This is a genomic window from Corynebacterium sp. MSK204 (genome assembly GCF_030229885.1).
Classification (GTDB): domain Bacteria; phylum Actinomycetota; class Actinomycetes; order Mycobacteriales; family Mycobacteriaceae; genus Corynebacterium.
This window is the reverse complement of the sequence record NZ_JASPGQ010000004.1, coordinates 166,501-187,267: the sequence shown is the minus strand read 5'-3', so window position 1 is coordinate 187,267 and position 20,767 is coordinate 166,501. Positions and strand designations below refer to the sequence as shown.

At 61.0% G+C, this 20,767-nt stretch carries 17 protein-coding genes and 1 tRNA gene; 8 read left to right on the top strand and 10 right to left on the bottom strand.

The genetic code is table 11. The annotated features are described in order from the left end of the window. Positions 1-231: 231 nt before the first annotated feature. Both QP908_RS04320 and QP908_RS04315 read left to right on the top strand, forming a co-directional pair. Positions 232-429, top strand: a complete 198-nt coding sequence (locus QP908_RS04320; protein ID WP_023023857.1) for a hypothetical protein — start codon at positions 232-234, stop codon at positions 427-429. Further along, positions 395-2,995: an ExeM/NucH family extracellular endonuclease gene (locus QP908_RS04315; protein WP_284771748.1), complete on the top strand. Its 2,601-nt coding sequence runs from the start codon at positions 395-397 to the stop codon at positions 2,993-2,995. Before QP908_RS04320 ends, QP908_RS04315 begins: the two co-directional genes overlap by 35 nt. A 6-nt stretch (positions 2,996-3,001) precedes the next feature. On the opposite strand, the gene QP908_RS04310 is transcribed toward QP908_RS04315, so the two are convergent. The 6 genes from QP908_RS04310 to purD form a co-directional block, all read right to left on the bottom strand. Further along, entirely contained in the window at positions 3,002-3,235 is a 234-nt protein-coding gene (locus tag QP908_RS04310; RefSeq protein ID WP_023023861.1) for a helix-turn-helix domain-containing protein, read from the bottom strand. A gap of 27 nt (positions 3,236-3,262) precedes the next feature. Beyond that, entirely contained in the window at positions 3,263-3,946 is a 684-nt protein-coding gene (locus QP908_RS04305; RefSeq protein WP_023023862.1) for a DUF2334 domain-containing protein, read from the bottom strand. Between the two features lie 89 nt (positions 3,947-4,035). After that, positions 4,036-6,159 carry a S9 family peptidase gene (locus QP908_RS04300; RefSeq protein ID WP_023023864.1) on the bottom strand — a complete coding sequence of 708 codons (2,124 nt, stop codon included), beginning with the start codon at positions 6,157-6,159 and terminating at the stop codon, positions 4,036-4,038. 106 nt (positions 6,160-6,265) lie between these two features. Then, complete coding sequence (locus QP908_RS04295) at positions 6,266-7,159, bottom strand: phosphoribosylaminoimidazolesuccinocarboxamide synthase (protein ID WP_198010514.1); 894 nt, start codon at positions 7,157-7,159, stop codon at positions 6,266-6,268. Positions 7,160-7,212: 53 nt separating this feature from the next. Continuing rightward, on the bottom strand, positions 7,213-8,652 hold the full coding sequence (purB, locus tag QP908_RS04290) for an adenylosuccinate lyase (protein WP_198010518.1): 1,440 nt from the start codon (positions 8,650-8,652) through the stop codon (positions 7,213-7,215). Between the two features lie 33 nt (positions 8,653-8,685). Further along, positions 8,686-9,960, bottom strand: coding sequence for a phosphoribosylamine--glycine ligase (gene purD, locus QP908_RS04285; protein WP_034659601.1), 1,275 nt, complete (start codon positions 9,958-9,960; stop codon positions 8,686-8,688). A 34-nt stretch (positions 9,961-9,994) separates the two neighbouring features. Between purD and QP908_RS04280 the strand changes: the two genes are divergently transcribed. Continuing rightward, positions 9,995-10,423, top strand: coding sequence for an HIT family protein (locus QP908_RS04280; protein ID WP_023023872.1), 429 nt, complete (start codon positions 9,995-9,997; stop codon positions 10,421-10,423). On the opposite strand, the gene QP908_RS04275 is transcribed toward QP908_RS04280, so the two are convergent. The 3 genes from QP908_RS04275 to QP908_RS04265 form a co-directional block, all read right to left on the bottom strand. Then, positions 10,420-11,949, bottom strand: coding sequence for a sensor histidine kinase (locus QP908_RS04275; protein ID WP_023023874.1), 1,530 nt, complete (start codon positions 11,947-11,949; stop codon positions 10,420-10,422). The two genes, QP908_RS04280 and QP908_RS04275, sit on opposite strands and share 4 nt — an antisense overlap. Positions 11,950-11,963: 14 nt before the next feature. Then, positions 11,964-12,668, bottom strand: coding sequence for a response regulator transcription factor (locus QP908_RS04270; RefSeq protein ID WP_005279568.1), 705 nt, complete (start codon positions 12,666-12,668; stop codon positions 11,964-11,966). Positions 12,669-12,884: 216 nt separating this feature from the next. Continuing rightward, complete coding sequence (locus QP908_RS04265) at positions 12,885-14,630, bottom strand: pyruvate dehydrogenase (protein WP_284771747.1); 1,746 nt, start codon at positions 14,628-14,630, stop codon at positions 12,885-12,887. A gap of 159 nt (positions 14,631-14,789) precedes the next feature. Here QP908_RS04265 and QP908_RS04260 point away from each other — a divergent pair, with 159 nt between their 5' ends. Beyond that, a complete protein-coding gene (locus QP908_RS04260; protein WP_284771746.1) occupies positions 14,790-16,313 on the top strand; it encodes an MFS transporter in 1,524 nt (507 codons plus the stop codon). A gap of 67 nt (positions 16,314-16,380) precedes the next feature. Here QP908_RS04260 and QP908_RS04255 read toward each other — a convergent pair. Then, positions 16,381-16,453, bottom strand: a tRNA-Thr gene (locus QP908_RS04255). Positions 16,454-16,605: 152 nt separating this feature from the next. Here QP908_RS04255 and thrE point away from each other — a divergent pair. The 4 genes from thrE to QP908_RS04235 all read left to right on the top strand — a co-directional run bounded on the left by thrE (position 16,606) and on the right by QP908_RS04235 (position 20,757). Beyond that, a complete protein-coding gene (thrE, locus tag QP908_RS04250) occupies positions 16,606-18,336 on the top strand; it encodes a threonine/serine exporter ThrE (protein ID WP_284771745.1) in 1,731 nt (576 codons plus the stop codon). A gap of 62 nt (positions 18,337-18,398) precedes the next feature. Further along, positions 18,399-18,755, top strand: coding sequence for a hypothetical protein (locus QP908_RS04245; protein ID WP_023017948.1), 357 nt, complete (start codon positions 18,399-18,401; stop codon positions 18,753-18,755). 14 nt (positions 18,756-18,769) lie between these two features. Further along, positions 18,770-20,239 (top strand): alpha,alpha-trehalose-phosphate synthase (UDP-forming), encoded by a 1,470-nt coding sequence (locus QP908_RS04240; protein WP_284771744.1) that lies wholly within the window; start codon positions 18,770-18,772, stop codon positions 20,237-20,239. Then, positions 20,239-20,757 (top strand): META domain-containing protein, encoded by a 519-nt coding sequence (locus tag QP908_RS04235; RefSeq protein WP_284771743.1) that lies wholly within the window; start codon positions 20,239-20,241, stop codon positions 20,755-20,757. Before QP908_RS04240 ends, QP908_RS04235 begins: the two co-directional genes overlap by 1 nt. Positions 20,758-20,767 lie beyond the last annotated feature (10 nt).

Below are 20,767 nucleotides of genomic sequence, written 5' to 3'. Positions count from 1 at the left end.
CTGTATGGGGCTTAGGTCTGCCCGATTCAGTGTAGTCATACCCCCGCCCAATCCCTAGATATACCCCCACTGCAGGGTTTTCACCCCGGTAATGCAAACTCCGCGTAAATTACGACCAACAGGAAAACGAATTTTGCGCGGCACCCAGGTTTCACCGCCTGCTCGCGCACACCCCACCGATTGCGACCCTGGGTACACCGATTGTTCAGCGAGTAAAAATAAAAGGCGTCCATGACAACTTTCTCTATGATTAAGGTGACTTCTATGGCTCTTCGCCGCCTTGGCAGGGTAGCCCTCGCTGCCAGTTTCTCCACCCTCTCCCTATCCGTCGCGGTGCCTACCGCCTTGGCCGCCCCGGATAATTCCACCGCGGTCATCTCTGAGGTCTACGGCGGTGGCGGAAATAAGGGGTGCGAGCTTTTCCAATGATTTCATCGAGCTTTATAACCCCACCGATGCTGCAATCGATCTCACCGGCTGGTCCGTGGAGTACTTCGCCTCCAACGGCAGTAGCGGCGGCAAGATAACCCTGTCTGGCACCATTGCTCCCCACGGTTACTACCTGGTGCAGGGTGCGGCCGGCAATGGTCAGGCCCAGGCTCTTCCCACCCCGGATGCGCAAGGCAAGGTCAATATGTCCGGCACGAAGGGCTCGGTGCAGCTTGCCGATGCCACCGGCAACACCATTGACCTAGTAGGTTACGGCGCCGCCTCCAAGTCTGAAGGAGCTGCCACCGGCTCGCTGTCTAATGACACCTCTGCTTCCCGCAACGCGGCGGGCGCCGATACCGATGACAACTCCGCAGACTTCACCATCGGTGCACCGTCTCCTACCAACTCTGGCAACGAGTCCCCGGCCCCGCAGCCGGGTGGCTCCGATAATTCCGCAGGTTCTGAGAATCTTCCCGCGCCCGAAGGCATAACCCCGATTGCGGAAATCCAAGGCCCCGGCGATACCTCCCCGCTCGAGGGCCAAAACGTTGCTACCCAGGGCGTTGTCACCGGCGTGTGGAGCGAGGGCGGGCTCAACGGCTTTACCATCCAGACCGGCGGCACCGGCAAAGAAGCCACCGATGCCTCCCAGGCGCTATTTGTCCACATGGGTAAAAAGGGCGCCGATAAATACCCCAGCATCGGTGATTCCGTAGAGGTCACCGGCCAGGTTTCCGAGTATTACGGCGCCACCCAGGTCAGCGCTTCTTCCCTCAAGCAGCTCGATACCGCGCTGGAGGAGGTCACCCCGCTCGCCGTGGATGAGCTGCCCCAGGGCGACAGCGCCCGCGAGTCCTTTGAGCACATGCTCATCCAGCCCGGCACGCACACCGTGACCAATAACTACTCGCTCAACCAATACGGCGAGGTCGGCCTCGCCCCGGGCGATGAGGCCTTCCGCCAGCCTTCCGATGTCCACTCCCCTTCCACCGACCCCAATTCCGATCTGCAAAAACTGGCCAAGGACAACGCGGAAAAGCTCGTTACCTTAGATGATGGCCGCACCCGCGATTATTTAAGGACCGATAAGGACACCCCACTGCCCTATATCGCCCAAGATGGCGGCAAGACCATCAAGTCCCTGCGCACCACCGATACCGTGGAATTCCAGCACCCAGTCATCGTGGGCTACTCCCACGATCAGTGGCGCTTCCAGCCCACCGAGCCGGTCACAGGTGAGACCGCCGGCACCGATCTCCCCATCTCCTGGGAAGAATCCCGCGGTGCGGAGCTGCACGCCGTTGATGACGTCAAGGGCGAATACACCATTGGCGCCTTCAACGTGCTGAATTACTTCACCTCTTTGGGCGAGGAATTCGGCGGCAGCGCCTATACCGACCGCGAAGGAAATAAGGTCACCGTCAACCGCGGCAAGACCCGCGGCGCCTATACCGAATCCGCCTTAAAGGACCAAGAGCGCAAGATCGTCGCCGCCATCAATGGCCTCGATGCAGATGTCATTGGCCTTTCCGAAATCGAAGATGGCTACGCGGTTACCGGGGACTTTAACCAGCGCGATAAGGTACTGAAACGCCTGACCGAAAAACTCAACGAGGCCGCGGGCTCCGAGAAGTGGTCCTTCGTTCCCTCCCCGTCCAAGGATCAGGTCCCCGCGCACCCCGATGTCATCCGCACCGCGTTCATTTATCACAAGGACGTGGTCAAGCCCGTGGGCGAATCCCGCATCTTCCAGGATCCGCGCTTTTCCGGCACTGCCCGCGAGCCGCTGGCCCAGGAATTCCAGCCGCTCAATAGCGATGACGAGTCCTTCGTCGCCGTGGCCAACCACTTCAAGTCCAAGGGCTCGGTGGCCAAGAGCGACGAGGATTCCGGCGATGGCCAGGGCAATAACCCCAACGTCCGCAATGCCCAAGCCCAGGCCGTGCTCGATGCCCTGCACAAGCAGGACGATTGGAAGGATAAGCCGCTTTTCGCCCTGGGTGATTTCAACACCTACACCCACGAAACAGCGCTCGATGTCTTCCGCAACGATGGCTTTACCGTGCCTGCGGAAAAGTACGGCGCCGATACCTCCTACCAGTTCGGCGGCCTGCTCGGCACCTTGGACCACGTCCTGGCCAATGAGATTGCGTCGGGCGCGCTTGACGATGCCCAAGTGTGGAACATCAACGCCGACGAGCCCGTCGCCTTTGAGTACTCCCGCCGCAACTACAACGCCGTAGATTTCTACGACGATTCCCCCTTCCGCGCCTCTGACCACGACCCCGTCAAGGTCGGTTTCACCTTGGGAGAGGACGAATCCACTGACGCTCCCAGCGGAGACGACCAAGGAAACGATGACAACACCGATGACCCAGGCTTCGGGTTCGGCCCCAGCTCCTGGGGCACCGGCACCATTATTGGCTTTGCCATCCTGGCCGGCCTGCTCGCTATCCCCGGCTTCATGGCGGCCACCGGCAACCTGCAGAAGATCATCCCCGCTGGTATCTGGGGCATGCTCCCCCAGCAGGCGAAGGACTTCATCAACGGCCTGAGCAAGTAGGAGCGCCTACTCGTATAAGCCCATCTCGTCAGAAAGCACCGCGAGCTCGTCTGCAGCAGCACGCTGCTCAAGGTCTCTCTGGCGTTTATAGCCCTGCACGCTGGAGGCATACAGATGCCGGTGGGCGTATTCTGTATGTCCCTCCAGGGCTCCTTCGTCCATGAGCTCGATGACTCGCGGCCGAGAGACATTCAGAAGGTCTGCCGCCTGTTGCGTTGTTAGTTCATCTGTTCGTTTCATGTGATCTACTATGAGGCCTCCACCGGACTAACGCGGCAGGTAAATGCTGTAATCAGCGGGAGTAGCGCCCGCGTCGAGGGCGCGGCGGGCTGCCTTTACAAAGTCCTTGATGACCTTGCGGTCATCTAGGTTGCGGGCGGAGACGGAAAGACGCACGGTATTGCCGCGCTCGGCGGAGCGCTCGGCCGCGCGGATGATGTTTTTACGCCACCACTTGGCGGAACCGAAGCCCTCACCAAAAGAAAGGTTGCGGGCTTGGTGGAATTTGCCGGTGGGCACCTCCAGGATGCCGCGGGTAGAAGCCGCCGCCTCAAAGGGGAATTTGGGCAGGACCTGCAACGTTCCGGGAGACATGCGCCAGCGCGGGGGCGCGAAGATGGTAGGTTCGAAACCAATCTGCGCCATCTGCCGGGTCGCACCGGCTAGGCGCAGCTTCGCCTCATGCGAATTGAGGTTGGCAAACTCCGCGCGGCGGCCTTGGACTGCCTGGTCAAAACCATTGAGGATAAGCGGACGGCCCGCGGCCGCCTGATCCTTCAGCCACTGTTGAGTGTCCTTGTCCTTGGCCAGGTGCCAATTGCCATCAATGTGCGGGGCGATGAGCAGGGAGACGGGAATTTCCTCCCGGTCCAGAACCGACAGGAAGCTTGTAGCCTGCTTCCGAGTGTCCTCAAAAATACTGGAGATAGAAACCAGAAGGTGGCTAGTCATAGCTCAAATTATCGCACAGTACCGCCAGATCCGCGCGCTGGCCAGAACGCAGGCCAGGGTGCCGGCCAGCGCGTGACCGTGCTGCGCGGTTATTCCGTAAGACCGGTGGCCTTATTGATGGTCCAGGCGTATTCGAAGGCGTTTTGGCGCCACTTATCGTAGCGGCCGGATACGCCACCATGCCCGGCGGCCATTTCCGTCTTGAGCAGGAACTCGCCGCCGGTGGCGGTAGCGCGCAGCTGCGCAATCCACTTCGCCGGTTCCACATACAGCACGCGGGTATCATTCAGCGAGGTGATAGCCAAGATGTCCGGATAGTCCTTGGCCTCAACATTCTCGTAGGGAGAGTAGGACTTCATGTAGTCGTAGTATTCCGGATCGTGGTACGGATCGCCCCACTCTTCCCACTCGGGAACGGTAAGGGGAAGCTCTGGCATGAGCATCGAGGTCAGCGGGTCCACGAAGGGGACCACGGCTTGGATAGCGGTAAAGCGGTCAGGTGCCATATTCGCCACGGCGCCCATGAGCATGCCGCCGGCGGATCCACCTTCGGCCACCATTTGGTCCGGGGTGGTCACGCGGCGCTCGATGAGGTCATCAGCCACAGCGATGAAATCGGTGAAGGTGTTTTTCTTCTGCAGCATCTTGCCGTCGTCGTACCACTGACGGCCCATCTCGCCGCCGCCGCGCACGTGGGCAACCGCATAAATCATGCCGCGGTCCATGAGCGATAGCCGGGTCGCGGAGAAGTACGGGTCCATGCTGGCCTCGTAGGAGCCGTAGCCATACAGCAGCGTCGGATTGGGTTTGGTGCGGTCCAAGTCAGAACGGTGCACCACGGAGACTGGGATCTTGGTGCCATCGCTGGCGGTCGACCAGATGCGGTAGGCCACGTAATCATCCGGAACATAGCCGCCGGGGACTTCCTGTTCCTTTAGCAGCGTGTACTCGCCGGTATCCACGCGGTAATCAAAAAGCTGCGCGGGCTGGATATAGGACACGTAGTTCACGCGGACTACCGGCGCGTCCCATTCCGGGTTGCCGTCCACGGCGACGGTAAAGAGTTCCTCGTTGAAGTTGAGTTCTTCGAATTCCCCGAAGTCATCGCCAACGCGCATGATGGCGGCGCGGCCGATGCCACCGCGGCGGTAGCCCACCACCATGTGGTCGCGGTAGGTGTCCACGCCCTCGATTCGGGTGGTGTCATCGTGTGCCAAAAGCTCCGGCAGTTCGCGCAGGGCGGGAAGATCCTCATCGACCTTGGCATAGCCCACCGCGAAGTTCGGGCCGGTGGCATTGTGGGTGACAATCCAGTAGTCTTCGCCGCCCACCACGGCATGGTCTACGTCGTAGTCAACGCCGGTCTCGCGCGTCCACAGCGGGCGGAATTCGCCTTCTGGGTTGTCCGTATCTAGCACCCAGGCTTCCGAGGTAATCTTCGACCCCACCCCAATGAAGAGGTATTTATCGGAGCGGGCACTGCCGATGCCCACGTTAAAGTGCTCATCCTCCTCATGGAAGACGCGCACATCCGCGGATTGCTCGGTGCCTACCTTATGGCGCCACACCGCATCCGGGCGCCAGGCATCATCCACCGTGGAGTAAAAGATATAGCCGTCGCCTGCCCAGGTAGCGCCGTAGAAAATGCCGGTGAGGTGATCGTCCAGCAGCTCTCCGGTATCGAGGTCCTTAATGGACAGTTCAAAGCGCTCATCGCCAGCGAAGTCCACGGAATAGGCCAAGTAGCGGCCGGAATCTGAGATGGAGGCCGCACCAAGGGCGAAGAAGTCCCTTCCCTCTGCCAGGGCATTGGCGTCCAAGATAATTTCTTCGCCTTCTGGGCTTCCTTCTTCCGGAATCACCGGTGCGGTCCAGGGATCGCTGCCTTCTTCTACCGGGATGCGGCAGGAATAGCCGTAGTTCTTGCCCTCCTCGGAGCGGCCGTAGTACCAGTACTTACCGCGGCGGGCTGGCACGGACATATCGGTTTGTTTAATGCGGGATTTAATCTCTTGGAAGATATTCTCCGTCATCGCATCCAAGTGCCCGGTATGCGCCGCCGTGTAATCGTTTTCGGCATTGAGGTAATCCAGGGTTTCCTGCGATTGCTTATCGCGTAGCCACTCGTAATTATCCACGAATTCGCGGCCGTGAAATTCGCGCTTTACGGGGTGGACTGGGGCTACCGGTGCGGTCGTCTTTTCATCACTCATGCCCTACCACTGTACGCGTCACCGGTTATGCCCCAGCGGCGGGCAACAGCCGTGGGCAACCAGCTAACGCGCGGTTGCCCTATCCGGCCTAGACCGGCCTGGGCGGCTAGGAACGCGGCGCAAGGAAGTCCGCGAAGCGCTCACCCGATAGCTTTTCGTAGGCCTCGATATAGCGCAGGCGGGTGGCGGAAACGACGTCATCGGGAAGCGCGGGCGGGGTGGTCTCAGAGGACTTATCCCAGCCGGAGGCATCAGAAGTCAGCCAATCGCGCACGTACTGCTTATCAAAGGAGGGCTGGACCTCGCCTTCCACGTAGGAATCTGCGGGCCAGTAGCGGGAGGAATCGGGGGTGAGGACTTCATCGGCAAGCACGAGCGTGCCATCCGCATCGAGGCCGAACTCGAATTTGGTATCGGCCAAGATGATGCCCTTCTCCTCCGCCAGCTGGGCTGCCTTGGCGTAAATGCGCAAGGTAGCCGCGCGTAGCTCCTCGGAGCGCTCGCGGCCGAGCTTATCTGCCACGTGTTCGAAAGAGACGTTCTCATCGTGATCGCCCTGCTCCGCCTTCGTAGCAGGGGTGAAAATGGGTTCGGGCAGGCGGGAGGCCTCGACAAGGCCTGCGGGCAGCTCGATGCCACAGACGGTGCCGTCTGCCTGGTATTCCTTCAAGCCGGAGCCGGTAAGGAAACCGCGCGCCACGCACTCGAAGGGCAGCATGTCTAGCTTCTTGACCACCATGGCGCGACCCAAGCATTCTTCCGGAATGCGCTCATCATCGAGGGGCCCGGCGAGGTGGTTGGGAAAGTCGATGGCATCGAAGAAGAACTTCGAGGTAGCCGTGAGAACTCGGCCCTTATCAGGGATGGCCGGTTCCAAGGCAAAGTCGTAGGCGGAGATGCGGTCAGAGACCACCATCAGCAGGGTGGTGTCATCCACATCGTAAATATCGCGGACTTTACCGGAGGCTACATGGGTATAAGAAGAAAGCTCAGGACGCATGGTCTTCATCATAACGCGCGGGCGTGCGCGGGAACGTAAGCCCGCGCACAGCGCTAAAGGATTTCGCCCGGTGTATAAGCCGCGGCCTTGGGGTGCTCGCCCACAAGGGCCTTGATGCGGTTTAGGACCTGGGAGACTTGGGATTCGGCGGCGCCGATGAAGGCGTGCTTATCCTCGAGGACCCTTTCGAGCTCGGCCTCGTCCATGGGCAGGCGGTCATCTGCGGCAAGGCGCTGGACCAAGTCCTGGTTGCCGCCGTTTTCGCGCATATTCAGGGCCACGGCCACGGCGTTTTCCTTGATGACCTCGTGGGCGGTCTCGCGGCCCACCCCGGCGCGCACCGCCGCCATGAGGATGCGGGTGGTGGCGAGGAAGGGCAGGTAGCGCTCCAGCTCGCGGTCGATCATGGCGGGGAAGGCTCCGAATTCATCGAGCACGGTAAGGAAGGTTTCGAATTGGCCGTCGATGGCAAAGAAGGCATCGGGAAGCGCCACGCGTCGCACCACCGAGCAGGAGACATCGCCCTCGTTCCACTGGCTGCCGGCGAGGTCTGCGGCCATGGTGAGGTAGCCACGCAGGATGACCTGCAGGCCGGTCACGCGCTCGCAGGAGCGGGCGTTCATCTTATGCGGCATGGCGGACGAGCCCACCTGGCCTTCCTTGAAGCCCTCGGTGACGGTCTCGTTGCCGGCCATCAGGCGGATGGTGGTGGCAAGCGATGCCGGGGCGGTGCCCAGGGAGACGAGGCAGGAGATGGCATCGAAATCCAGCGAGCGCGGGTACACCTGGCCCACGGAGTTGAAGATGCGGCGGAAGCCCAGGTAATCCGCAATATTGGTCTCTAGGGAGGCGAGCTTATCCTCGGAACCGCCCATGAGATCCAGCATGTCCTGCGAGGTACCCATGGGGCCCTTGATGCCGCGCAGCGGGTAGTGCGACAGCAGGTCTTCCACGCGCTCGATGGCCAGCAGCATTTCATCGCCGGCGGTGGCAAAGCGCTTGCCCAGCGTGGTGGCCTGCGCGGCCACGTTGTGCGAGCGCCCGGCCATGACCAGGGATTGGTACTCGGCGGCGTGGCGGCCGATGCGCGAGACCACGGCGATGGCCTTATCCCGGATGATTTCCAGCGAGGTGTGGATCTGCAGCTGCTCCACGTTCTCGGTGAGATCGCGGCTGGTCATGCCCTTGTGGATGTGCTCGTAGCCGGCCAGCGCATTGAATTCTTCGATGCGGGCCTTCACATCGTGGCGGGTGACGCGCTCGCGCTCAGCAATGGATTCGAGGTTCACGTCCTCGATAACGGCTTCATACGCGCTAATGGCCTTGGCGGGGATGTCCACGCCCAGGTTCTTCTGGGCGTGCATCACGGCGATCCACAGCTTGCGCTCGAGGATGATTTTATGCTCCGCGCTCCAAATATTGGCAAGCTCCGCAGAAGCATAACGGGAGGACAGGACGTTGGGGATATTCTTCTTCTCAGCCACGTGGCTTATTATTCCATGCCTGCCCTCCCCCGTGGCTACTTGCTAGATAGAAATTTCACCGGCTGCCGCACGCTTGCCGATGTCCCCACGGACAAACCCTCCCGCAAATTCAATGCCCTGAGCGGTGGCGTAGGCATTCTCGCGCGCGGCATCTAGCGTGTCTCCCTTGCCCAGCACGTTGAGCACGCGGCCACCATTGCTTTGGAATACCCCATTGGAGCGTTTCGTGCCGGCGTGCAGCACGCGCTCTGGATCCTCGAGGCCCTCGCCCGTGATGGCATCGCCCTTGCGGGGCGAGGCGGGGTATCCCTCGGCTGCCATGACCACGGTGATGGCATAGCCATCTTCCCACTGAAGGGGCTCGAGTTCTGCCAGCGTGCCGGTGGCAGTGGCGTTGAGCGCTTGCGCCAGCGGGGACTGTAGGAGCGAGAGCACCGCTTGGGTTTCTGGGTCACCAAAGCGACAGTTAAATTCCACCACCGCTGGGCCCTCGTCGCCCCAAGCTAGCCCGGCATAGAGCAGGCCGGAATAGGGGGTGCCGCGGCGCACCATTTCCTTGGCAACCGGGGTACATACCTCGTCGACGATGCGCTGCACGTCGTCCTTGCCCAGCCACGGCAGCGGTGTGTACGCGCCCATGCCGCCGGTATTGGGGCCTTCGTCGTTATCGTAGGCGCGCTTGTGGTCCTGGGCGGGCAACAGCGGCACGACGGTCTCGCCATCGACAAGGCAAAATAGCGATACCTCGGGGCCGTCGAGGAACGATTCCAAGAGCACCGGATTGCCGGCGCCTAAGACCGCATCTACATGCGCGCGGGCGGCGGCGCGCTCGCCGGTGACTACCACGCCCTTGCCACCTGCCAGCCCATCATCTTTGACCACGAACTGCGGGCCAAAATTATCCAGCGCGGCCTCAATATCGGTATCGCTAGCGCCTGGGCGCAGCTGCTCCGCGCGGGCCGTCTTGACCCCAGCGGCTTCCATGACTTCCTTGGCAAAGGCCTTGGAGCCTTCAATTTGGGCCGCGTCCTTATTCGGCCCAAAGACGGCGATGCCTGCTGCGCGCAGCGCATCCGCCACGCCGGCGACCAGCGGCACCTCAGGGCCGATGACCACGAGCTCGGCAGCGATCTCCCGGGCCAGTTCCACCATGCGTTCTGGATCATCTACCTGGGAGTATTCCGGGTGCAGGGTAGCCAGCGGTTCCATGGCCGCGCTGCCGGGCGCGACGTGGATCTCCGTAGCCTGTGGATCAGCGTGCAGTCCTTTCACGAGGGCGTGTTCACGGCCGCCCGAGCCAATTACGAGAATGCGCATGCCCACTATCATAGCTGGGGGTAGCCTGGCAGCTATGGCTTCTGTATTTAGCAAAATCATCACTGGTGACCTACCCGCCCGCTTTGTCTACCGCGATAAGACCTGCGTGGCATTTCTCTCCATCGAGCCGCTGCGCTACGGCCACACCCTGGTCGTGCCCGTAGAGGAAGTGGATAAGTGGACCGACCTGGATCCGCAGACCTGGGCGCACCTGAACGAGGTGGCCCTGGAAATCGGTGAGGCCATCAAGAACGCGTACGACACCCCGCGCACCGGTTACGTCATCGCCGGCTTCGATGTGCCGCACACCCACATCCACCTCTTCCCCACCGAGAAGATGGAAGAGTACGACTTTTCCAAGGCCTATGCCGCCGAGGACACCGACGATGCCGCCATGGATGAGGCGGCCGCGCGCATCCGCCAGCACCTAGGCACCAACGAGGATGGCTACCGCGAGGACTAATCCTCTGGTTCCTCCAGCGCGGGCAGGCGCACCGTAAAGGTGGTGCCCTGGCCCAACTTGGAGTCCACGCTGATGCTGCCGCCGTGCTGTTCCACCAAGGAATGCACGATGGCAAGGCCCAAACCGGATCCGCCGGTATCGCGCGTGCGCGAGGAATCCGCGCGGTAGAAGCGCTCGAAGATGTGGGCGGCGTCCTCGGACGACATTCCCTTGCCGTCATCGATGACATCCACAAGGATGTCCTTGTTGTCGCGGCGCAACTGCAGGGTGACCGTGGCATCCTCGCCGCCGTGGCGCAGCCCATTGGTAATCAAGTTGAGCAGAACTTGGTGGAGGCGGTCTGCATCGCCATTGACCACGGGGATGGACTGCGCATTATTGACCACCTTGACCTCGCGCTCGGGGAAGGCAGCGCGCGCGGACGATCCCACCGAAAGGGAAAGTTCCAGAAGGTCCACCGGCCGCAGGTCTAGACGCGTTCCTTCCGCGCGGGTAAGCGCAAGCAGATCCTCTACCAGCAGCGACATGCGCTTGGATTCCTTATCGATCTTGGAAAAGACCAGATCGACATCGTTTGTCGCCCCGGAGCGATAGAGCTCCGTGTAACCGCGCAGGCTGGTCAGCGGGGTGCGCAGTTCGTGGGAGGCATCGCCGACAAAGCGGCGCATCTGTTCCTCTTTTTCCTGCGCCGTAACGACCGAGCGCTGCAGGTGGCCCAGCATGATATTGAGCGCGGCGGCCAATTGGCCAACCTCCGTATGCAGCGGCCATTCAGGCACGCGCTTGTCCAGATCGCCGGCCGCGATTTCCGATGCCGTCGATTCCACCACCCGCAGCGGCCGCAACGCCCTACGGATAAACCAGAAGCCCACGCCGGCCATGGCTGCCAAGGCAATCGCTGCAATGGATACCTGCACCATGGCAAGGCCGTGCAGGATCTCCTTTTCATGGGTCATGTCCTTGGCAATGACGGTGATAACGCCATTGGAATCCGCAAAGGCCAGCGCGCGCCACTTGGTGTTATTTTCAATCGAGCCCACCGTCGTGGGGTACCCGCCCAAGGGAACGCCCTCCACGTCCGGGGTGGTGGACGTGGGCCCCGAATAGCGAATGGTGCCATCCGGAAGGTAATTGAGCACCACGTATTCCGTGGGCGGGCGCTTGGTGTGATCACCTAAAAAGAAGTCATTGCCCACATCGCGTGCCCAGGAAGACGACGCTGAGCGCAGTTCGCTATCGACGTTGTTATACAGCACGTTGCGCATGATCGAGTTCACGGCAAAGGACGAACCCGTCAACCCGAGGCCGGAGATGACCACGAGGAGAACCACAAGCCAGGTACGCAGGGGCATCGCCTGCGGAATCTGCTTGATGTAGTCGCGCTTGGAGCGCTTCTTTTTCTTTCCCTGCCCCTGCTGTGGCAGCTGATCCAGCTGCTCATGCCACTTCTTTGGCGGCTGCTGCGGCTGCTGGGGCTGGGACTGCGCGGTCCTTCCCGCAGCGGGGTTCTCCTGTGAATCTGCCATTATAAAACGTCAGTTTAGGATCGCGGAGTGCGCAGCACATAGCCAACGCCGCGCACGGTGTGGATAAGCTGCGTATCGCCGGTATCGATCTTGCGGCGCAGGTAAGAAATATAGGATTCCACGACGTTGCCATCGCCGCCGAAGTCATAGTGCCAGACGTTGTCCAGGATCTTGGACTTGGAGAGCACCACTTCCTTGTTTTGCATGAGGTAGCGCAGGAGGTTGAATTCCGTGGGAGAAAGCTCAATGAGCTCGCCGCCCTTGGTGACCTCGTGGGTATCGTCATTCAAGGTCAGATCGGCATAGCTCATGGTGGCGTCGTTAGAAGACTCCTCGGCAGCACCGCCGCGGCGCATGATCACGCGCAGGCGGGTGATGACCTCTTCGAGGCTAAAGGGTTTGGTGACGTAATCATCTGCGCCGATGGTCAGGCCGTGAATGCGCTGATCCACGCCGTCCTTGGCGGTCAGGTACAGCACTGGGCCATCCAGGCCTTCCTGGCGCAGCTTGCCCAAGAGCTCAAAACCGTCCATCCCCGGCATCATGACGTCCAAAATGTAGGCATCCGGGTTGACCTCGCGCGCCACGCGCAGGGCCTCATTGCCCGAGTTGGCGCTGTAGACCTCAAAATTTTGGAACTTCAACGATACCGTCAAAAGCTCCACGATATTCGGCTCGTCATCAACGACGAGGACTTTGGCAAGTTTATTGTCTTCCATGCGTCCTGTAGCTCCTATTACTTCCTGTCATCTGCACACCTGCGTGCGTGCAAGCTTCACTAAACCATCATGGCAAACCCAGTTTCTAGCCTACTGATAAGTTTCTGACTGAAACCTGTGAAAGCAAAAAAGCCACGCTTCCCCTTCCCAACCGTGGAACGGAATCCGCGGTAAGAAAAAGGAAGCGTGGCTAGCGCGCTATTTGGCAGTTATAGCTTAGAAGTCCTGCGGGCGCGGGATATTGCGCAGGTTGGACTTGGCCATGGACAGCATGGAGCCCACGCCGCCGCCGAAGACGGTGCGGGTAGCGGCCTTGGAGAAGCCCAGGAGCTGATCGAAGGTCAGCGTCGGTGGCAGGGACAGGGCGTTGGGGTCAGTGACGACATCGATAAGCGCAGGGCCGTTATAAGCCAAGGCCTTCTTGATCTGCTTCGGAGCCTGCTTCGGATCCTCGATTCGGAAGGTCTTGATGCCGGCGGCTTCTGCGATCTTGGAAAAGTCCACGGACTCGTGGTCGGTCTCGTGCTCTGGGATGCCGCCTACCAGCATCTCCAGCTTGACCATGCCCAGCGAGGAGTTATTGAACACGAACATCTTGACCGGCAGCTGGTGCAGCTTGACCGTCAGCAGCTCGCCCATGAGCATGGACAGCCCGCCGTCGCCAGAGAAGGTAATGACTTGGCGGCCAGGATTAGCCTGCTGCGCGCCGATGGCCTGCGGCAGGGCGTTTGCCATGGTGCCGTGGCGGAAGGAGCCGATCTGCTCGCGCTTGCCATTCGGGGTGATGTAGCGCGCGCCCCAAACGTTGCACATGCCGGTATCGACGGTGAAGATGGCGTCATCGTCGGCCTCTTGGTCAATGAGATCCGCAATGTACTCGGGGTGGATCGGGGTGTGCTTTTCCACGTTGGAGGTATAAGCCTCCACGACGTGCTCCAGCTTGTCGTAGTGCTTCTTCAGCATCTTATCCAAGAAGGAGCGGTCCTTCTTCTCCTCCACGTGCGGCAGGATGTTGTCGATGGTGGCGGCAACGTCACCGGTCACGGGGTAGGAGATCTTGGTGCGGCGGCCGATATGGGCACCGTTGATATCCACCTGTGCCACATTGCCCTTAGGCAGGAAGTCGTTATATGGGAAGTCCGTGCCCAAGAGGATCAGCAGGTCTGCCTCATGGGTGGCCTCATGCGCGGCGCCGTAACCCAAAAGGCCGGACATGCCCACGTCAAACGGGTTATCGTACTGGATGTACATCTTGCCGCCGAGCGCGTGACCGATGGGGGCCTTGACCTTTTCCGCCAGCTGCAGCACCTGCTCACGGGCATTTTTCGCGCCGGCGCCGACAAAGAAGGCGACGGACTCGGCTTCATTGATGGCCTGGGTCAGCGCTGCGGCCTCGGCCGGGTCCGGGTAGACCACGGGGCGGCCGGAGGAGATCTTGGATTCTACGAAGGTGTCATCATCAACCTCTTCGGTAGAAACGTCGCCAGGGATAACCAGCACGGACACGCCGTTGCCGGCCATGGTGGACTGGATGGCGTGGTGGAGCACTACCCCGCCCTGGTCACCGGACATGACCATTTCGCAGTAACCGGAGCACTCCTGGAAGATCTGCTCTGGGTGCGTTTCCTGGAAGAAGTGGGAACCAATCTGGCGGGAAGGAATGTGCGATGCCAGGGCCAGCACCTTGGCGCCATTGCGGTTGGCATCATAAAGGCCCTGGATGAGGTGGGTATTGCCCGGGCCACAGGAGGCCGCGCAAACGGCCAGCTTGCCGGTGGTCAGCGAGTCCGCCTCGGCGGCAAAGGCCGCTGCTTCCTCATTGCGCACGTGGATCCACTCGATGGAGGAGCGGCGCACCGCGTCCACGATCGGGTTGAGGGAGTCTCCCACGAGGCCATAAATGTGCTCGACGCCCTGCTTTTCTAGCGTCTCAACAAGTTGTTCTGCGTAATTGCGTGCCATTAAACATCATCCTTAACTCTTTAACTGTTCTAGTACCACTGTGCTACTAAACGTGCAGGAAAGTCCAGCAATTCCTGCATACTCACACCACCGGCCTATCTGTGAGGAAGGCAATACTAACCTGAATTATCACACACTGATTCGCTACGGTTTCTAGCGATGAGCATCGAGTCACCTGATACTGCCACTAAGCCCCCGCACCGCGCGGCCGCGGCGCCCTCCACCCCAGCACAGCGGTGGTCCTTCTTTGCCGTGGTGTCCTTGGGGCTGCTCATGGTGGGCCTGGATAATTCCATCCTTTATACGGCACTGCCTCAGCTAACGCAGCAGCTGCACGCGACAGACATGCAGCAATTGTGGATCATCAATGCCTATACGCTGTTTTTATCGGGCTTGCTCCTCGGTACCGGCACGTTGGGCGATCGCATTGGCCACCGCCTGATGTTCCTCATTGGCCTGGCCACCTTTGGCACCGCCTCCCTCGTTGCGGCTTATTCGCCCAATGCCTGGTTGCTCATCGCCGGCCGGGCTTTATTGGGCTTGGGCGCTGCCATCATGCTGCCTTCTACCCTGGCGCTTATCCGCCTGACCTTCCCCAATGAGGTAGAGCGCAATAAAGCCATCGGTATCTGGAGTTCTGTCGCCGTCGTGGGCGCTGCCGCTGGGCCCACCGTGGGCGGATTCCTCCTAGAGCATTTCTGGTGGGGCTCCGTCTTTTTGATCAACGTGCCCATCGTGGCCCTCGCCATCATCCTTACCTTCCTCCTTGGCCCACCCAACCTGCCGAATCCGCACAAGCACTGGGATTTCCCCTCCTCGTTCTATGCGCTTATCACCCTGTCCAGCCTGGTCCTAGCTATTAAGACGGCGGCGGCCACCCAGATCAATGTCGCGCTGCTGGTCTGTTCCATTGCCGCTTTCTTACTCGGCGCCGCAGCCTTTGCCCACCGGCAAAGCCGGCTTAATGATCCGCTTTTGACCTTTGACATCTTCCACTCACCCACTTTTACCGGCGGCGTGCTTACCGCCGGTGGCGCCATGTTTGGCCTTACGGGGCTTGAACTGCTTACCACCCAAAAGCTCCAGCTTGTCGATGCCCTCTCGCCCCTCGACGCCGGCCTTTTCATCTCCGCCATGGCGGTTGCGGCCATCCCCACCGCCATTGTGGGCGGCACCATCTTGCACCGCGTGGGCTTTTTGCCCATCATCAGCGGCGGTTTCCTGAGCATGTCCATCGGCATGCTGGGCATCATCTGGGCCGACCGCGCCGATAACCTCGCGGTATTTATTACCGGCCTCATCCTTACCGGCTTAGGTGCTGGCTCCTCGATGTCTGTTTCTTCCACCGCCATCATCAATGCCGCCCCGTCCCACCGGGCGGGCATGGCCTCTGGCGTCGAAGCCGTCTCCTACGAATTCGGCACGCTGCTTTCCATCGCCATAACCGGCTCCCTCGTGCCGCTACTGATGACGCACAAGCTTCCCGATGCCCTCGCCCCGCAAGGCACCGACGCACTCCTATCACCCGCCACGCACGACACCGCCGCGGCGGCGTATGACTCCGCGTATTTCCTGACCGTCGGCGGGCTTGCCTGCACCACCTTCATCTTCGCGGTGCTTACTGCGTGGTGCTTCCGCGGTAACCCGAGGTCCGGGGCGCTGTCTGCGCAAAGTGGCGGGTAAATGGAGACCTAGCTAACTTGTAAACTTTTACCCCCTAACTGTTTGTGCAGTTAGGGGGTGGTTTTTGAGCTGGAGACGAGACTTGAACTCGCAACCTACGCATTACAAGTGCGTTGCGCTACCAATTGCGCCACTCCAGCACCGCGGATTTTCTTCCGCTCGTTGCATGGTACCCGAGGACCTCTCCCAAGTGGAAAGCTGGTCCCCCTTGTATGCATTTGCGCCCCACAAGAGTTAGAGTTCAGGCTGAAATTATTACTAGTGTCCCACCGCTTTTTCGAGGGTTATTTTCGTGTCACTACTGTCCGCTATGCGGGAGCGCCTGCGCGTATCCGCAGGCCAAGTCGCCATCATTGACGCGGCCAAAGCCGCACCCCCACCATCGCCACTCGCCCCGGTCGATCTGACCGATGCCGCCCAGGTCACGGGCGTGATGGAGATTGCCGCGCGCATCGGCGAGCTGCTCATTAGCGCAGGATCCGCCAACTCGGATGCCCGCGCGCAGGTGCACCTGGCGGCGTCGTCGTATGGTCTGCACTACTGCCACGTGGATATTTTGATGAATACCATCACCATCCACACCGCGATTGGCACGGGCGATAAGCGCCAGAACCTCCACGTCTTTCGCGTGGTGCCGGATGTGGGCGTGAACTTTTCCAAGCTTTCGGAAGTAGACCGCCTCATCCGCGATATCCACTCCGGTAGGGTGCCGCCCGCGATGGCGGAAAAGCGACTGGATGACATCGACCGCATGCCAGCGCCTTATAAGCCGTCCACGGTGATGCTCGGCTGGGGCGGCATGGGTGGCCTGATTTCCATGATGCTCGGCGGCGATCTCCTCGTCGGCCTCGTTGCCTTCGTGGTTTCCGCGCTGATTATGGGGCTCAATGATTGGTTGGCCAATTACCGCCTGCCGCCCTTTTATCAAAACGTCGTCGGCGGCTTCTTGGCCGTCTTCCCAGCAGCGATTTTGTATAACGTAGCCGCCGCCTTTGGCATTAGTATGTCGCCGGCGCAGATTATTGCGTCCGGAATCATCGTGCTGGTGGCGGGGCTGACGCTGGTGCAATCGCTTGTCGATGGCATCACTCGCTCCCCCGTGACCTCTTCCGCGCGTTTTTTCTCCGCGCTGTTATCAACGGGCGCGATCATCGCCGGCGTGGGTGTGGGCATCCAGCTGGCCTCCGCCATGGGCTTTGACCTGCCCCCAATGGGTACCTTGGCGCCGCCGGTCTATCACAAGATTCCCCTCTTGGTGCTGCTCGGCGGCACGGGTTCGGCCGCCTTCGCGCTGGCCTGCGGGGCTAATTGGATAGAAATTACCCTCTCAGGCCTCACGGCGGCCGCCGGTATGATTTTCTACTACTTCGTGGTCGTACCCTTCGGCGTCGGCCCGGTGATTGCCTCCGGTATATCCGCCATCGTGGTGGGCCTGGCCGGCGGTTTGATGTCGCGCCGGTGGGGCATCCCGCCGCTCATTACGATGATCGTGGGCTATACGCCCATGCTGCCGGGCCTCATGCTGTACCGCGGCATGTACGCCTCCATCAACGAGCAGATGATTACCGGCTTTACCAACCTAGCCACCGCGCTGGCCATCTCCGGCGCGCTGGCAGCCGGCGTCGTTTTTGGCGAGCGCGTCGCCCGCCGCCTGCGCCGCCCGAAGTACTTCCGCCCGTACTCCGCCTTCAAGCGCATCGGCCGGTTCTCCTTCCACAAGGCAACTCACCTGGCGCGCAGGGCCCCGCGCATCCCGCGCGTGCCGATGTCCCCCTTTGCTCCCCGCGTCAACCGCCCCGAATTGCCGCCCACGCTGGGGCCAAAGCCACCACAACACGCGCAGGCTCAGCAGCACGCGCCGGGGACCACTCCGGCGGAAGATTTGTGGCCGGCAGACTCCCAGTGGCCGGCCCAGCCGCAAGAAACTGAGCGCACCACCTATACGGTGCCCGGGCAGAAATCGCCCACTCCGGAGGAATCCGATCACACCAAGCCCGGCGGGGAGGAACCCAAGGAGCCCTAAACGCCGCCGGTAGCGTACAATATTCAGCCTGATAGCTTTCCCAACATTCAGGAGGACTCGCCGTGCCACCCAAGGTCCAAGACACGCACCCACAGGCAGAACAAGACATTGCCCTGGCAGAGGAAACCGCCCGTGCCGCCCGCCGCGTGGTGGCCACCTACTCCCAAGACTTCTTGGACGGCGTGACCTTGATGTCCATGCTGGGTGTCGAGCCGAAGGGCCTGGTGCACAAGAAGGTATTGGCGGAACAAGCCGATGCCGCGCCGAAAAAGTCCACGAAGAAGGCCACCAAGAAGTCGACGTCCAAGGCCTCGAAGAAGTCCACTAAAAAGTCGACCAAGAAGACCACTAAGGCGGCCAAAAAGTCCACCAAAAAGTCGACAAAGAAAGCAACAAAGAAGTCGACCAAGAAGTCTTAAGCTAGTCTTGGACTATGAGTGAGCGCGGCAATGACTTCGTAGTAGTGGCAAACCGCCTGCCGGTAGATTTAACTACCGCGGCCGATGGCAGTCAGGAGTGGACGGCCTCGCCGGGCGGTCTGGTCACCGCGCTCTCACCGGTGCTCGAAGCGCACCAGGGCTGCTGGGTGGGGTGGCCCGGCGTCGCCGATGCCGCGCCCGAGCCCTTCCGCACCGAGGCCGGGGTGTTATTGCACCCGGTCAAACTTACCGAGGCCGATTTTGAGGCCTTTTACGAGGGCTTTTCCAATGCCACGCTGTGGCCGCTCTACCACGATCTCATCGTCACCCCTGCCTATCACCGCGACTGGTGGGATGCCTACCGCGAGGTCAACCTCCGCTTCGCGGACGAGGTAGCCCACGTGGCCGCAGAAGGCGCGACGGTCTGGGTGCAGGACTATCAGCTGCAATTATTACCGGGCATCCTGCGGCAAATGCGCCCCGATCTCACCATTGGGTTCTTCCTGCACATCCCGTTCCCCTCCCCCGATCTTTTCCGGCAGCTGCCTTGGCGGGAGGAAACGGTGCGCGGCATCTTGGGGGCAGACCTGATCGGCTTCCACTTGGAGGCCAATGCCCGCAATTTCTTGGAATTGGCCCGCCGCCAGGGCCTCGAGGTGCGTGGCGAGGCCACCACCCGCGATGTCACCGCCCATATCCGCCTCCCCGGTGGCCGCACCGTGGGCGTGGGCGCGTTCCCCATTTCCATCGCCGCGCAGGATTTCGGCCAGTTTAGCGACGAGGATAAACGCCGCGTGGCCCAATTGCGCAAGGATTTGGGCAGCCCCAAGCGCATCATTTTGGGCGTGGATCGCCTCGATTACACCAAGGGCATCCTGCAGCGCCTGACCGCCTTCGAGGAGCTCTTGGAAACCGGCGCCCTGGATCCGGAGGAGGTCACCTTGGTGCAGCTGGCCACGCCCTCGCGTGAGCGCCTCGACCACTACAAGGCCACCCGCTCCCAGGTGGAAGAGGCCGTCGGCCGCATCAATGGCCGCTTTTCCCGCATGGGCCACCCCGTGGTGCACTACCAGCACCGCGGTGTGCCCAAGGATGTGCTGCGCTGCTATTACCGCATGGCCGATATCATGCTGGTCACCCCCTTTAAGGACGGCATGAACCTCGTAGCCAAGGAGTTCGTGGCCTGCCACGACGACGGTTCTGGCGCCCTAGTGCTCTCGGAATTCGCCGGCGCCGCCGCGGAGCTGGATGAGGCCTACCTGTGCAACCCCTTCGATATCGAGTCCGTCAAACGCGCCTTGCTTAACGCAGTGCGGGCGCTTTCCGATGCCCCCTCCACCATGACCCAGCGCATGCTCACCATGCACGATCAGGTCATAAGCCACGATGTGCAGCTGTGGTCGCAGTCCTTCCTGGGCTGCCTGCGTACTACCCGGACCGACACCACCTCGCACGCTCCCGACCCACACGGAAAGGACTCCTAATGCTTCCTTCCCACCCCCGCGCACGCACCGCTGCAGCGGCCGCGCTGGGCGCCGTTATGCTGCTTACCGCCTGCGGTTCCGAAGACGACGCCCCGCAGCCTGCGGGCGATGAGCGGATTGTGGACAAGCAGTGGCAGGTCGTCTCCATCAATATCGCGCCGGATGCGGCGTCCACCATCCCGGAGTCGATTCCCCACGCGCCGGAATTTAGCTTCGGCGAATCCACCATGGTGGGCACCACCGGCTGCACCCGACTTGCGGCCCGGCTGAGCTACACCGCCGATGACGAGCGCGAAAATATCCGCGATGGCAACAAGCTGCACTTCGATGAGGTCAAGTACGACGACACCGATGAGGACTGCGAGGGCGGTTCCGTATGGGCCGATAACCTGCTGCGCAACCTGATTAGCTCGGATAATGATTTTATCTACACCGTCAACAGCAATAACCAGCTCATCCTGGAGCTGGATACCGATGAGGTAGATTCACCCTCCATCAAGCTAGTCTCCCGCGGGTAGCATGTGAGGC

What these genes read in the sequence shown, in the direction of transcription:
- QP908_RS04320 (WP_023023857.1), top strand. Translation starts at nt 232, where the DNA reads ATGACAACTTTCTCTATGATTAAGGTGACTTCTATGGCTCTTCGCCGC.
- QP908_RS04310 (WP_023023861.1), bottom strand. Translation starts at nt 3,235, where the DNA reads ATGAAACGAACAGATGAACTAACAACGCAACAGGCGGCAGACCTTCTG.
- QP908_RS04305 (WP_023023862.1), bottom strand. Translation starts at nt 3,946, where the DNA reads ATGACTAGCCACCTTCTGGTTTCTATCTCCAGTATTTTTGAGGACACT.
- QP908_RS04300 (WP_023023864.1), bottom strand. Translation starts at nt 6,159, where the DNA reads ATGAGTGATGAAAAGACGACCGCACCGGTAGCCCCAGTCCACCCCGTA.
- QP908_RS04295 (WP_198010514.1), bottom strand. Translation starts at nt 7,159, where the DNA reads ATGCGTCCTGAGCTTTCTTCTTATACCCATGTAGCCTCCGGTAAAGTC.
- purD (WP_034659601.1), bottom strand. Translation starts at nt 9,960, where the DNA reads ATGCGCATTCTCGTAATTGGCTCGGGCGGCCGTGAACACGCCCTCGTG.
- QP908_RS04280 (WP_023023872.1), top strand. Translation starts at nt 9,995, where the DNA reads ATGGCTTCTGTATTTAGCAAAATCATCACTGGTGACCTACCCGCCCGC.
- QP908_RS04275 (WP_023023874.1), bottom strand. Translation starts at nt 11,949, where the DNA reads ATGGCAGATTCACAGGAGAACCCCGCTGCGGGAAGGACCGCGCAGTCC.
- QP908_RS04270 (WP_005279568.1), bottom strand. Translation starts at nt 12,668, where the DNA reads ATGGAAGACAATAAACTTGCCAAAGTCCTCGTCGTTGATGACGAGCCG.
- QP908_RS04265 (WP_284771747.1), bottom strand. Translation starts at nt 14,630, where the DNA reads ATGGCACGCAATTACGCAGAACAACTTGTTGAGACGCTAGAAAAGCAG.
- QP908_RS04260 (WP_284771746.1), top strand. Translation starts at nt 14,790, where the DNA reads ATGAGCATCGAGTCACCTGATACTGCCACTAAGCCCCCGCACCGCGCG.
- QP908_RS04240 (WP_284771744.1), top strand. Translation starts at nt 18,770, where the DNA reads ATGAGTGAGCGCGGCAATGACTTCGTAGTAGTGGCAAACCGCCTGCCG.
- QP908_RS04235 (WP_284771743.1), top strand. Translation starts at nt 20,239, where the DNA reads ATGCTTCCTTCCCACCCCCGCGCACGCACCGCTGCAGCGGCCGCGCTG.